At 63.6% G+C, this 13,774-nt stretch carries 10 protein-coding genes; 6 read left to right on the forward strand and 4 right to left on the reverse strand.

Annotated features, from left to right (window positions below):
• Positions 1-195 (reverse strand): ATP-binding cassette domain-containing protein (locus E3O39_RS17550; RefSeq protein ID WP_134450110.1); only part of this gene is annotated, 195 nt, incomplete at its 3' end.
• A 1,458-nt stretch (positions 196-1,653) separates the two neighbouring features.
• Here E3O39_RS17550 and E3O39_RS17555 point away from each other — a divergent pair.
• Entirely contained in the window at positions 1,654-1,989 is a 336-nt protein-coding gene (locus tag E3O39_RS17555; protein WP_134450111.1) for a hypothetical protein, read from the forward strand.
• A gap of 128 nt (positions 1,990-2,117) precedes the next feature.
• Here the strand turns inward: E3O39_RS17555 and E3O39_RS17560 are convergent, their stop codons facing one another.
• Positions 2,118-2,828: a VIT family protein gene (locus E3O39_RS17560; RefSeq protein WP_134450112.1), complete on the reverse strand. Its 711-nt coding sequence runs from the start codon at positions 2,826-2,828 to the stop codon at positions 2,118-2,120.
• 328 nt (positions 2,829-3,156) lie between these two features.
• On the opposite strand from E3O39_RS17560, the gene mobF reads away from it, so the two are divergent.
• The 5 genes from mobF to E3O39_RS17585 all read left to right on the forward strand — a co-directional run bounded on the left by mobF (position 3,157) and on the right by E3O39_RS17585 (position 11,153).
• A complete protein-coding gene (gene mobF / locus E3O39_RS17565) occupies positions 3,157-7,086 on the forward strand; it encodes a MobF family relaxase (RefSeq protein ID WP_134450113.1) in 3,930 nt (1,309 codons plus the stop codon).
• 306 nt (positions 7,087-7,392) lie between these two features.
• Positions 7,393-8,907, forward strand: coding sequence for a hypothetical protein (locus tag E3O39_RS17570; protein WP_134542338.1), 1,515 nt, complete (start codon positions 7,393-7,395; stop codon positions 8,905-8,907).
• 8 nt (positions 8,908-8,915) lie between these two features.
• Positions 8,916-9,767: a hypothetical protein gene (locus E3O39_RS17575; protein WP_134450115.1), complete on the forward strand. Its 852-nt coding sequence runs from the start codon at positions 8,916-8,918 to the stop codon at positions 9,765-9,767.
• 62 nt (positions 9,768-9,829) lie between these two features.
• Positions 9,830-10,255, forward strand: a complete 426-nt coding sequence (locus tag E3O39_RS17580; protein WP_134450116.1) for a hypothetical protein — start codon at positions 9,830-9,832, stop codon at positions 10,253-10,255.
• Between the two features lie 565 nt (positions 10,256-10,820).
• Positions 10,821-11,153 (forward strand): SdpI family protein, encoded by a 333-nt coding sequence (locus E3O39_RS17585; RefSeq protein WP_134450117.1) that lies wholly within the window; start codon positions 10,821-10,823, stop codon positions 11,151-11,153.
• 157 nt (positions 11,154-11,310) lie between these two features.
• Here E3O39_RS17585 and E3O39_RS17590 read toward each other — a convergent pair whose 3' ends face one another.
• Both E3O39_RS17590 and E3O39_RS17595 read right to left on the reverse strand, forming a co-directional pair.
• Positions 11,311-12,744: a hypothetical protein gene (locus E3O39_RS17590; RefSeq protein ID WP_134450118.1), complete on the reverse strand. Its 1,434-nt coding sequence runs from the start codon at positions 12,742-12,744 to the stop codon at positions 11,311-11,313.
• A 104-nt stretch (positions 12,745-12,848) separates the two neighbouring features.
• Complete coding sequence (locus E3O39_RS17595; RefSeq protein ID WP_166787429.1) at positions 12,849-13,481, reverse strand: ABC transporter ATP-binding protein; 633 nt, start codon at positions 13,479-13,481, stop codon at positions 12,849-12,851.
• Positions 13,482-13,774 lie beyond the last annotated feature (293 nt).

Below are 13,774 nucleotides of genomic sequence, written 5' to 3' on the forward strand. Positions count from 1 at the left end.
ATACGGGTAGACGCCCGAGAGCACCTTCATCAGGGTCGACTTGCCCGCCCCGTTCTCACCGCAGATCGCATGGATCTCCCCCGCCGTCACCGTGAGCGACACATCGGACAACGCCTTAACCCCGGGAAACTCTTTCGTAATCGAGCGCATCTCCAGGATGACGGGCTCGCGCGCCGCACGCCGTTCAATGGACATAGTTGTGCTCCTTGATTCAGGTGATCCTGATGGCGTCCGGCGTTGGACGTGATCGACGAGTGAGGCGGCACCGGGCAGCGTCACGCTTGGGTAGCAGCCGCCAGGAGTCGCAAAAAAACGCTCCCGGTCGACAGGTCGGCGACCGCCGGAGCGGTCCTTACTGCACAAGTTGAAGGCGGCGCCAAGCGGTGGAGGGCCATTGGCGAGATAGCGCCCTCAGCGAGCCAACGACCAAAATGATCTGCGCCGAAAGAGCTGAAACCCGCAGCACGCTCCGCACGTTCACGACAAGCGGCACCTGTGCCCACAATTCGACTCCTTTGTCCTACAGTGCTGACGCAAAAAATGGGTAGCAGAAAAAATCGCCGGCCCCGTGCCGGCAGCAAAAGAAGCCGGCCGGTATATCGGTTGGTCCTTGCGTCGTCACTTCAAGTGTGAACGGTCACACCAACCGTGATTACCATACTCCCCGCACTGGATCGCCTGTCACGCCAGGATTGAAACGGATTGTCTCGTTTTGATAACCGTTTTGAAAACCGCAACGGGACGCGCGCTTCAGAACGAGGCCGATCCGGTTCAGCCCCGCTGGATGAGCGACGGGATGACTCGCTTCCGGAATTCGGCCTGATCGTTGCCAGAAAGATTGCTCACCTAGCGCAATGCCACGGCAAACCAGTTCCGCGAAATCTTGGCGCACAATCGAACGAAGCCGACAACAAAACGACGACATGAAACCCGGGCCGGTTCAGTTCGACTACCTCAAACCTTCTACAACGGCCTCCTCCGCCACTCGAAACTCGGACACGTCACGTCAATCGAACACGAACGATGCTTTGACAGAGCCCCTCCCTTGCCGAATTTGAGACCAGCCTGGGAATCTCGGCAATAGAGCTCGTCAGCCGGGTGTCCAAACGCCTCGCCTCGGACATTCCATCCACGTCCAAGAGCCGAAACGTCCTCGCGCGGCGAGCCCGGCAGGAAGTCCCGCTCGGATTCGTTCGGGCAAAGTTGGGTGACGATTCGCCCGAGCGAGATGCTTATCGTGTAAGCGTCACTGGGGCTCGGTGACCCGGCACCTATCGCTGCAGAGGCGTTCGGTGGACTTCTCGTTCCCATCGGGGGCTGGCGGCAGCGGAATTGTCTTGATCTAGTTCTCAAAGAGTTGGCGCGGCTGGAAGAAGTTGGTTGCGACGCTCGTCGGTTCGACTGCCGCGACGCTCATCATCCTCCTTAGAGCGATTGGGAGCCATGGAGTCATACGCGGACAAGCGCTATTCGGCGCCCCGGTCGCCGTTGGCGAGTAGCCCTTGGCGGTACCGAGAGTCCGGGCAGGTATTAACCACTTTTTCTGGGTAGTTGGTACTGCGTCCGGGTCTGCGGTCTCCTGATCGAAGTGGTGGCACGTCGGTGTCGCCGTTTCGAACTAGAACCGGGCCAGTGTGAGCAACTACCGAAACCATGGAGCTCCTCTTTGAAGGGCGCAGCTACAACGACATCGTCGAGGCAGCGGGGTGTTCGCGGCGGGACGTATCAGTGGTCAAGAAGACCGTCGCCCCGAGAGGCCTCACGGCTGCGCTTGGGGAGCCAATGACCGAATCCGCCGTTCAGGCGATGTTCCCGGACGGACGCCAACGCATGTCAGACGAGTATGAACCACCTGACTTCAAAGCAGTACTGCGGTCGATGAAAGCCAACCGGAACGTCACGTTGCAGCAGGCCTGGTGGAAGTACGTCGGCGTTGGCGGGTTAGGGAAGACATGCCGCTACTCGCAGTACTGCCATCTCATGGCGTGAGGCTAACGGTTGGGTCGCGGTGCCCGGGCCTGACGGTTGAGTGGGCTCGCTCGGGCGTGATCTGAGGTTTCTGGTGGCGGGCAGGGTGATGCGTCCGGCCTTTGCTGGCGGTGGGCCTCCTACTACGGTCAGACCGCCGTGCCGATCAAACCGCCGATCGCCCACGTCACGCCGAGGGCGAGTAGGCCGCCGATGAGCACCCGGGCGATCGCGCGGCCGCGGGGACTGTCGCCGAGGTAGGAGCTCAGCCAGCCGGTGATCACAAGGGCAACCGTGACGGCGAGGAACGTTGCGGGCAGGCGCCACGCCGGCGGCGGCAGCAGCGCAGCGAGAAGCGGCAGGATCGCGCCGACCGTGAACGCGAGGGCGGAGGCGAACGCCGCATGCCAGGGGTTCGAGAGTTCCTCGGTCCCGATGTGCAACTCGACCTCGAGATGCGCGGCGAGGGCATCGTGCGCGGTGAGCTCGTCGGCGACGCGCCGGGCCGTCTCAGCGCTGAGCCCCTTCGCTTGGTACATGTCCGCAAGCTCGGCGAGCTCCTGCTCTGGCACGTTGGCGAGCTCCCAGCGTTCCTTGGCGATCAGGGCGCGCTCGGTGTCACGCTGGCTGCTCACCGAGACGTATTCGCCGAGGGCCATCGAGATCGCCCCGGCGAGCAGAGCCGCGACTCCGGCGATCAGGATCGCCGCGGAATCCGAGGTGGCCGCGGCCACGCCGACGACGAGTGCGGCGACGGAGACGATACCGTCATTCGCGCCGAGCACACCGGCGCGCAGCCAGTTGAGCCGTTCGGCGTGGCCGGGGGCGTGCGGTTCGATGCCATGGTCGAGTTCAGTCATGTCAAAAGTTAAGCAGCTTCTGGCCCGTTGCGCTATTTACGGAGTCGCCAGCCCGACCATCACGGGCACGCCCCGCGGGCGCACAAGCGGCGCAGCAGGGAAGGGGTCGGACCACACGGGGCGAGGTCCGGAAAAGCGGAGCGCTCGTCTGTTGCTTATCGACCGCGTTCACTGCGCTGTCCTCGTTCCTCGTCGGCTCCGTGCACTCCCAGCGGTCTCAAAGCACAGACGCAGTCTCTGACGATCCTGGCCACTCTCAATCCTCATTCTTCGTCAATCAATCTGTCACACCTCTGGCATTATTAATCAACGAGGTAGGCTGACCCCCATGATGACCATGCATATCCTCTCCGCGGGAGACGGGTATGCGTACTACATCAGCGAGACCGCAACCGCTGACGTGAAGCGCGAGGCCGGCCTGCAGCTGGGCGATTACTACACCATCGAGGGCAACCCTCCCGGCGTCTGGGTGGGCTCAGGACTAGCCGCCCTGGGCGTCTCAGGTGCTGTCACCGAGGAGCAGATGAAAGCCCTCTACGGTGAGGGCCTGCACCCGGATGCAGAGCAGATCATTGCTACCGCCCAGGGTGAAGGGAAGAGCGCTGATGAGGCGATCGAGTTGGCTAAGTTGGGCCGCGGCTACTACTCGTACAAGCAGGGAACTACCGACCTCCGCGAGCAGATCGAAACGGGCTACGGCGGCTTCACCCGTATCAATCACCGCGAACCTAACGCCGAAGAACGCCGTGTTATCCGGGTCCGCGAGGGCGCGCAGGCGTTCCGCACGGCCAAGGGCCGGCAGCCCGCCGATAAGGAAGAGTTGGGCCGGTTCATTACCGCGGCCACCCGCCCGACACAGCAAGCTGTGGCCGGTTTTGACCTGGTCTTCTCTCCCGCTAAGAGCGTGTCAACGCTGTGGGGGCTGGGAGATAACGAGACCCGGAAGGCGATCGAGGAGGAGCATGAGGCCGCGATCAGCGACACCATCGGCTACCTGGAACGCGAAGCAATCGCCACCCGCGCCGGCACCAACGGTGTTGCACAGATTGACGTTGAGGGCGGCCTGATCGCAACCAGGTTCCGCCACTACGATTCCCGGAACGGTGACCCGCAGCTCCACGACCACCTGGTGGTGGCGAACAAGGTCAAAGGCGTAGATGGGAAGTGGCGCACGATCGATTCCAAGCTGCTCCACCGTCAGGGGGTGGCCGCCTCCGAGTTCTACAACCAGCGCGTTATGGACCGGGTGACCGACCGGCTGAACCTGGCGACGGAGCTGCGCGAGGTCACCCCGAGCAAACGCCCCGTGGTGGAAATCGCCGGGATTGATGCACGCCTCATGGCAGGTTTTTCGTCCAGGTCGGCCGGGATCAAAGCGGCCATGGTCACCCTCGAAGCCGAGTACCGTGCCACGCACGGACGCACCCCCGACACGAAAGCTCGCATTGCCCTGGCACAGCAGGCCACGCTCGACACCCGGCCGCAGAAGCTCCACGCCCGCGCACTCTCTGACTTGCGCACACTGTGGCGGGGGCAGGCCGCGACACTCGTTGGTGCCCGCGCCGTGGAGGGAATTTTGGAGGACGCCCGGGCGCACTCCCGCGGCGACGGCACCCCCAAAGCGCCGGCCCAAAACATCACCCTCGCCCAGGCGGCCGCCCAGGTCGTGGAGACCGTGTCCGAGCATCACGCCGTGTGGGGGCCGCACACGATCGAGGCCGAAACCCGCCGTTACGTCCAGGCGCAGCGCAGCTCCGGCAACACTGTTGAGGGCACGGTCGAGCAGATCACCCGGCACGCTCTGAACACCGATTCCATTACTGTCACCCCGCCGGCACCGCACGGCGCTTTCCAGCCCCTCACTCGCCGCGACGGCACGAGCATCTATGAGCACAAGGGCCGCCAGCTCCTGACCTCACGGAGCATCCTGGCCGCTGAGGACACACTGCTGGACGCTGCACGCACGCGCACGGCCTCGCCTATGTCCCGGGACGTGTTCGACCAGGTCGCCGCGAAGGAGGGCCGGCACCTGGACGCCGGCCAGCGCGAGCTTGCCCGGGTGTTCGCCACGAGCAGTACCCGCCTTGTCGTGGGCTCCGGCCCTGCAGGTACTGGTAAGACCACGGCGCTGCGCGTGGCAGCCCGGGCCGTCGAAGCGCAGGGCGGAAAAGTGGTTGGCCTGGCCCCGTCCGCTACCGCGGCCGCGATGATGAAAGACGCAATCGGGATCGACGCCAAGACGATTCACTCATTCACTTTCCAGAAAGGCAGCCTGGCCGAGCTGCTACAGCAGACGGAACGGATCGAGGGTGTGGACCTGAACCCCGGGGATGTGATCGTGGTGGATGAGGCCGGCATGGCCGGCACCACCAACCTGGCCAAGGTCACCCGCATTGCCCAGCTGCACGGCGCACACGTCCGCCTCATCGGAGACGACCGGCAGCTCTCCGCGGTCGAGGCCGGCGGTGCGCTGCGCCTGCTCGAAAACGAAGTGGGCTCCGTGAAGCTTGACCAGCTCCACCGCTTCACCAGCACCGACGAGGCCGAGGCCACGAAGCTACTCCGCGACCCGGCAACGACGGGCGACCCGTTCGCTTGGTACGTCAAGAATGATCGCGTTGCCGGCGGCAGCGTGGACCGGATGAGCGGGCAAGTGTTCTCGGCGTGGCAGTCGGACACCGCAGCCGGCTTGCACTCGGTGATGCTGGCCCAGCAGAACAGCACCGTGGCCGAGCTGAATGCCCGCGCTCAGGCGTTCCGGATGAGTGAGGGAATCGTCACGGGGAAGCAGTCAGCGCCGCTGCGGGATGGCCTGGCCGCTTACCGGGGCGACACGGTTGTGACTCGGGTGAACAACTCGCAGTTGAAGGTCAGTGGCGGCCGCGACATCGTCAAAAACGGTGACTTGTGGACTGTGGTGAAGGCACACCGGGACGGAACGCTCGCTGTCAGTAACCAGGGCACGGGGGGTACGATCACCCTGCCGAAGGAGTATGTGACCGGAGCGGTTGAGCTGGGCTACGCGTCGACCATTCACCGCGCCCAGGGCATGACCGCCGACACCGCCCACGTCCTGGCCGACAGCAGCACGAGCCGGGAACTCGTCTACGTTGGCCTGACTCGCGGTAAGCACGAAAACCATTTGTATGTCGAGACCGCCGACGCCCAACCGGTCAGTGATGTTCTGGCCCAGATCACCGGCAACGCTGACGGCATGCTCTCGGCCACCGAGACCATCCGCGCCGAGCAGGCCCGCGTGGATGACCTGGCGACCCTCATCGATCAGTACGGCGACGTGCACGAACGCGCCGACGTGCTGCGCTTTGCGGCAATCGCCAACCAGGGGCTTGGCGAAGGCCTGGCGACCATGCTGCGAGGGCATGAGAGTTGGGGCGCGGTCGAGGCCGCGCTCCGCCATTCCGAGGCCGCCGGCCTGGACCCCGTCGACACGATCCGCCAGGCGTGGACGCAACGCGACATGAACAACGCTCAGGACCCGGCGGCCGTGCTGGCCTCCCGGATCAGCGACAACACCGACCGCCACCGGGCCACCGTGCCGGCCGACCAGGAGCAGGAGAAGGAGAGGGCCGCCCCGGCGGTGCCGGCTTGGATCGCATCGCGGCGCGGGATCGACTCCGAGCACGCCGCGCCCGAGTGGCGCGAACACCTGGCCGAACGCTACGACTACCTACACACCCGCCTCGAGGAGCGCGGCGCGACAATCGCGGCCGAACAACCCGCCTGGGCAAGCGAGCTGGGCGAGGTTCCCGCCGACGTCGACCGCCGGCAGCAGTGGACGGAACTTGCCGCCGAGGTTGACGTGTTCCGCACCCAGTACCGCATCAACCCCCAGGAGACCGTCGCGGTGCCGGCGGACTACCGGCAGCGCCCCGTGGGCGCCGACCTGGCCGAACGGGTCACGGCCATGCACAAGTCTCAGGTTCTCAGCTCACGTCCCGCCGCCACCGAGGACGACCGGCAGCGCGCCGCAGCAGCAGCAGCCACAGCCGCCGCTCTCCGCGCCCGACAGGCCGCGGCGGCACGACCGGGCACCACCACTGTTAAACCCCTGCAGAAGGTCACGGAAGCTAAATCAACGGCTCAGAGGATGAAGGAGCAGCAGCAGAAGCGTGCGGCCGACCGGGTCGAGCAACTGCGCCGGCAGGGCGTCAACGTGAAGGTGCAGAAAACGGGTGACCGCGACCGGCAATCGGGGGCGGATCAGGCTCCCGCCCGGGATCAGGGCATCGAACGGTAGCCCCTGGACACACGGAAGGGCACCCGCGCTGTGTTGATCTGCATCATCAGCCCGTTTGGGGGCTGGTTTGCATTCCAACCTCCCTGCTACAAAGTAGCCGGGGACCGGAATTCCACCGGAATGGTCGCTCTCGCCTGCGGTAGCACTGTCTGAAGATCACGTCCGCACCATCGTCTTTCTGGGGGAAATATGCGTTGGTCTTTGCCTGCCTACATGTCCGCGACGGCTCTGATCGTTGCCGCGATGATGGTGCCTACGACGGCCGCGCATGCGGTCGGAGGCCCACCGTTCGCTGAGTGCCCAGCCGTGAACTATGCATCGAGTTGCGGGATTGAGTTGCAGGTCAACCAGGATGGTTCCGTCTCGGTCGCCGCAGATACCTCTGTCGGGACATACGACGGCGCGGATGACACGCTGGTTGGCATCGTTAACAACTCAACCGTGCCAGTGGCCGCTGTAACGGTCACTGGACCAGGCTCTGGCCTGGCGGGATTCGATAGCGACGGACTCTGCGCTTATGCCGGCTGCAGCTACGGACCCACTGGTTATGAAGGTCCCGGTACCTCGCTGGTGACCAGTCCGACCCTGCCCGACTCGGCCGAGGCTGATTTCACCCCCGCTCTTCAGCCAGGAGCCACCGCCTACTTCTCGCTTGAAGGCCCCCTGCAGTACGCACAACTGACCGCACGCAAAGGCCCACTGAAAGGGAACGCCGCACAACACACCCTGATCTACGTGCATGGCATCAACGAAGAGTCCACAGGGAAAAAAACGACGGATTTCAAGTCGATCTTCGACCGCGTTACAAACACTAAGTACGTCGGCTTTGTTTACTACGAGGACCTTGCGCCAGCAGATCCGGCCCGTGGGATACCCGATTGTCGTGAAGGGCTGCCCACTGACGTGGTCACGAAGGCGGCGAGTGCGCAGGGCATGCCAATATCCATCAGCGATGCAACGGGGAACCCCAATTGTGATGGTTCCAGTGACATTGGGATCAATACGATCAAACTGGATGAACAAATCCAGCAGGAATATCATGACGGTGGCAACCAGCCCGTGATTCTCGTCGGATACAGCATGGGTGGCAGCATCATCCGCGGAATGCTGGCCTACTCTCAAACCGTCAACGACCGTGTCGCGGACACGATGATCGACAGCGTGTCCTTCATCCACGGTGTTCAACAGGGGTCCTACCTGGCGAACATCGGGCAGGTCACTGCTTGCTCGTTCTGCGGTTTTTTCCCAGTCCCGCCTCTGAGCTCGGGCATCGTGGGTATCAGCGATTTGATTCACCTGCCACTGAACCGTCCAGCCAGCCAGGAATTGCAGGACGGCAGCGCATGGTTTCGATGGGTCAATTCTCATTCCTCTCATTTACCTCCTCTCCCTTTCTTCAACACTTACGGTGACCTTCGAATCGTCGTTCCTATATGCCCGGTATTTGGTCTCTACGGTTGCTTCAATTACGGCGACAACACCTCACTGGGCGACGATGTTGTGCTCCGCGGCACGGACGAACCAACCGACACGTCAGCTGAGGGCGGTCAGAAATTTCTCAATGGACCTCGCGGCGCACAGAACTGGGAATTCGTTCAACTGCACCGCTACACCTGGGATCCCGTGTTTCCGCCCAGTGAAGCCATCGCCTTGGGTCAGGCCATGTTCAATGCCCCCGAGCAGCACCTGAACGTCAGATTTGCCATGGGCCAGACCCTTGTCAAGGACTGCCAGACCAATGCGTCGATCAGTGCGGATGACGAGTTGGTGCTTCTGCTCAACGGCCGTGCCAACGGCACCCCCTACAACTGCAAACCGTGAGGACCATCATGAGAAAACGCACTCGTTTCGGCTTGGCTGGCCTCGCCGTCATCGGCCTGGCAGCACTGGTCGTCGCCAACCTTCCCGGCCACGCGGAAGCGGCCGTGAACTTCAGCGATCCCAGCGTCGGCTTCCGTGACCAAGCCAGCGGCGCGTATCTGCGCATCGATCTGGACTCCGCGGCTGTTGGAGTGGGCCAGTTCTACTTCAGCGCACCGGGCGTGGGACTCGTCGTCCCCGCGAATACGGCGACCCTGGACCCACACAGCGCCCACGACGAACAGTTCCGCTACGACGGTGCCGGCACCCAGTATGCCTCGGCCGTGCTGACCAGCGACATCGCCCAACCCCTCCCGAGCGGGGCATCGGGTACAGCAACGATCAAAGTCATCGGTCATGACGACCCGACCGCGCGCACCGCGAACGTGGAAGTGTGGATCAACGGCAAGCACTTCACCCTGAAAGCTGCGCCCGCCCCGCACAACGCCGGCCCCACCCTGACCGCGGTCATCACAGCGCTCAAGGCAACAGACCTGGGTGCGCTCTACGATCTGGCAGACCCGAGCCTTCGAAATGGGCTCACCCGGGAACGGTTCGTCGCCACCATCGGTGCTACCGGCGGCGGCAGCGTCACAGGTTTGACTCCCACGGGCGCCACGACTTACGTCACAACTAGTGCTGGGGCGGACTTCGCGCTCACCCCGATCACCTTCGACTACGTCAAGAACGGTGTTCCTGGTGAAGTCACAGCCCACCTCCGCCTCATCTATACCGGGGGCCAGTGGCGTTACATGACGATGCAACCAGACAACGCGCCCTCGAACTCGGACAGCAACACGCCTGACCCGACCGTGCCCTAGTATCCCAATTGACCAACGCGACGCGGCAGGTAAGGAGAACGATGCGAAGAACGACTCGGTCTTTGAGCGCGGTGACGGCAGTCGGCGTGTGTTTGCTGCTGCTGACTGGCTGCGTGCCCGGACAATCCATCGACAGCCTGGCCACACAACCCGAAGCCGCATTGACCTACCCGGGCAGCACCGATGTCCGCACCAATAATGTTCCCGGACGGGTTCAATTCGGGCTCGATGGAGGCGACGTGGCCGTCACCGGAATATCCGGGACAACAACGCACACGCAACGCGAGGTCATCGCCTTCTACTCGCACGCACTGGCAGCGAATGGCTGGACACAGCCCAGGGACGATCATCGCTCCGAGACCGCTTCGGGACTGCCCTCTTACTTTATGCAATGGGACAAGACGAAGCCCTACCTCACCTATGTCGTCGTCGTATGGACTGAGGGCGAAACAACGAAGTACGAAACTCAACTGAACTCGCTGCGGTAGTCCGTTCGATTCGCGGTCTGAAAAAGCAAGTTGAGATCCCGCGTCGGGGTAGAGAAGAAGTACCGCCGCGGTGGGAAGGACGAGATTCGAATCACACCGCCGCGGAAGCGTCCGCAAGGGGTTCCGCTGCCAGGGCGGTGATACAGCCGTTCTGTTTCGCAGCGAAGAGTGGCTCTTGGTGGAGGATTCAGGAAATCGAACCTGACGAGGCACCCCGATAGGCGCATCCCCCGGAACACGTATGCGTCCACCACATTCTAGCCAGAGTGGCCCTGACCCCGCTGGCAAGCACTCAAAATCCCGTCCCGTAGGAGGTTCGGCTTGCGGCCATGTGCACCTCTGACGGCGTGACCTCTCGGAGGCCCGGGCCGGGGCCCGGACGCCAGTGTCGCGCTCGAGCGGCATCGTGACGCGAGACTTGCTGGGCCGACTTGAGCGGTCCTTTCGCGGGCCTGTCGAAAACGGACTGGGACTCATCGCCGTCAAGCAGCCGGTATTTGCGTGCGAAGTCGATTCCCAGCTACGCGACACCGGCTGATGTTGTGCGGTGTCGATACCCTGAAGCATGACTTACGAAACGAATTTCGCCGCCTACATCATTGCTGCCGCAATGCTCCTCGTCGTCGTCGTGACGCAGCTTGCCGCGTCGGGAAAGATTCGCCGCAATGGTTTCGTTGGGCTCAGGATTCCGCCCACGATGGCCAGTGATGCTGCGTGGGTAGCAGGCCATAGGGCCGCTCGGGTGCCGTCATGGATTGGCTTCGTTCTGGTCGCGATCGCTGCAGGGACAGCCCAGTTCATACCGGAGGCCACGACTGCTCCCATCGTGTTCTTGTTTCTATTCCTCGGGTGGTCCGTCGTGGCCGCCTGGCGCGGGGCGGGAGCCGCAACGAGCTGAATCTAGCTTTGGGCAGCCTGCCAGATCAAGCTACCGGGCGGGGTTCGCCCGTGCGCAAGGGGTTCCGGCTACGGGCACGGATGGCGCTCGGGCCCAGTCGTTTGGCTTCTGTGCATCCGGGAGAATCGTGGGTCGGCGGCTGGTCCTCGACAGCTGGTCAATTGCCGAGGGCTCGAATGCGTCGTCCGGCGAGGGCGGCCACGATTCCGATGCCTGCGGTGAGCCATATGGCCGCTTCTGGTCCGGCGGTTGAGGCAAGCACGCTCAGTCCTCCCGCCGTGGTGAGCACGATGATGAGGGCGTCGGCTTGCCACGCGATCACGTTCAGAATGGAAACGTCGCCAGCTGGCGTGACGACGGGAAGGAGCAGACCGATGGGCATCGGTCCTTTGGCACAGTCCAGAATCCGCACCAGAGCGATGAAGACCGACACCAGCATCCACCACGGCAGGACACCGATTGGTGCCCCGCCCGGCACGGCAGCAATGGCACCTATGGATCCGAGAAGGAGGCAGGCGAGACCGGGGAGCAGCGCATGGGAGCCGATCATGGTCAGGGCGCTCCGTCCATACAGCGACGACGGGCCGACGTTCTCGTTGGCGTTTCGCAGCCCGTCGCACCACACGCCGGCGGCGAGGTAGGCGAGGAGTACCCCGGCCAGGGCCATGACCCAGTCGATTCCGTCAGTGGCTGAAGCAGTTTGGGCGTTCAACCACCCTGCTCCGACGAGAGCCAGAGAGCCGAGTGTAGTCCGCGCTGGGAACCGCCGTGCGGATCCGAGGTCGCGCTGCAGAATCGCGATCGGCAGTGGCCCGGTGAAGGAGATCCGGCAGTGCCTCCCTCGTGTCGGTGGGGTGCGGAGGGCGCCTGACGCTCCGGCAATATCGCCGGTCTGCACCAGAGTGCCGATTGACTGCCAGCGGCGGGCTTGCGCCATGATTTCAGGGCTGCGGAGGTTATTCAGCAGTGCAGGAGCGGCCAGAAAGACCAATGGTGACAGGGCGAGGGCGATGACTGGCCACCACGGGACTGGCGCGGCCGGACCGAGGGATTCCCACAACAGGGCAAGCCATCCCCAGGGGGTCGCGAGCAGGACGATGTCGACGCCGGTTTCCACTGCAACCGCACTGCCCAGGATGACAATGGCCAATGGGATCGTAATGCGGCGGGGACAGCTCTGCCCGACAAGCCACAGCACGGCCAGCACGCCCGAGTACGCGATCGAGCCCAGCACCATGAGCGCGGCCGGAATGGCCGCTGTCGGCCCGCCAAGGAGCCGCGCCCCGATAACAATTCCAGATACCGTGACCGCCGCCAAGGCCAGCACGGTGACGCTGATCAAGAACGGACGGCGCAGGGTATCGCTGCGGGCGAGGTAACTACCCGCGAGGAATTCAGTGAGGAACGGACTCGGTACGACCGGACCGCGCGTTCGCCCGATCAGGACCGCGCAGGCTGCCAGTACTGCAGCGATTGCGCCCACACCCCGGGAGCTATCCGGGGCGACGATCGTGGCAAGGATTTCTGGACTCGCCAAGCCGAGGACTAGTGATCGCACGACTGGCACCGCGACGATTGCGACGATGAGCACCGCGACGTAGACCGTGTAGACGGCGTCGCTCGCCGTTGGCAGGCCGGCTCTTGATGCGGTTACGGATCGAGACTGCGCCAGGATCTGACGGTCAGTGGAGGTGCTCACGACTCTGCGAGTGACACGGACCGGTCCGCGATGGCCTCGATCATGTCTGTGCTGTGGCTCGCGATCACGACCGTGGCCCCACGATCGATCTCGGTGCGAACAACCGATGCCACCAATGCTCGTCGTGTGGCATCCAGGCGCTGCTCCGGTTCGTCGAGGATCAACACGTCGAAAGGACGCACGAGAGCCGTGGCCAAGGACAACAACTGCGTCTGTCCCGACGAGAGCTCGTTCACAAACCGGTTCTGGAGGTCACTGATCCCGAGAGCCGCCATGGTGGTGTCAGCCGCATCAGTGGCAGCGGATCCGAGTCGTCCCCACGTTGTCGCGATGAAACGCAAATGCTCGTGAGCGGTCAGCTCCCGGGCAAAGGCCGGCAGGCCGATACGGGCAGAGATGGTTCGCCGCATAGCGCGATGGCGTTCATCGACCGGCTCACCGTCAATGAAGGCCCGACCTCCAGTCGGACGAAGCTGGCCACTGAGGATGCGAAGAAGGGTCGTCTTACCGGAACCGTTCCGCCCCTGCACAGCCAAGGCTTCACCGCAACTCACAATGAGGGATACGGGCGCCAACAGCACCTCTGAATCGATCGAAGCGGAGACATCGCGGGCTTCGAGAGAGGACACAAGCCCCATCCTCTCGCACTTCCAATCTCGATGACCGACCCGCCTCAGGCTGGGCGGGCAAGAATCGTCATTCTGTCTCGTAAGGGGTTCCCATGTGACACAGCATCAGCGCTCCCGGCCATCGAGCGCAAAGGCCGCGAATTCGTCGCGCTGGAGGTCCGTCTTGCGGACAGTTTCAGCCTGCAGATGCAACTCGTGACTCTTGACGGTCGCGTGGGGCGAAGGTTAGTTTGTGCCGTTCCGCTGCTTGCGGGCTTCAGTCAGGCCTTGATGGCCGAGTTTGTCGTGCCGGA

Origin of the sequence: Cryobacterium sp. MDB2-A-1, from assembly GCF_004402675.1 — a bacterium.
In the GTDB taxonomy this organism is placed as follows: domain Bacteria; phylum Actinomycetota; class Actinomycetes; order Actinomycetales; family Microbacteriaceae; genus Cryobacterium; species Cryobacterium glucosi.

What these genes read in the sequence shown, in the direction of transcription:
- E3O39_RS17575 (WP_134450115.1), top strand. Translation starts at nt 8,916, where the DNA reads ATGAGAAAACGCACTCGTTTCGGCTTGGCTGGCCTCGCCGTCATCGGC.
- E3O39_RS17585 (WP_134450117.1), top strand. Translation starts at nt 10,821, where the DNA reads ATGACTTACGAAACGAATTTCGCCGCCTACATCATTGCTGCCGCAATG.
- E3O39_RS17555 (WP_134450111.1), top strand. Translation starts at nt 1,654, where the DNA reads ATGGAGCTCCTCTTTGAAGGGCGCAGCTACAACGACATCGTCGAGGCA.
- E3O39_RS17560 (WP_134450112.1), bottom strand. Translation starts at nt 2,828, where the DNA reads ATGACTGAACTCGACCATGGCATCGAACCGCACGCCCCCGGCCACGCC.
- mobF (WP_134450113.1), top strand. Translation starts at nt 3,157, where the DNA reads ATGATGACCATGCATATCCTCTCCGCGGGAGACGGGTATGCGTACTAC.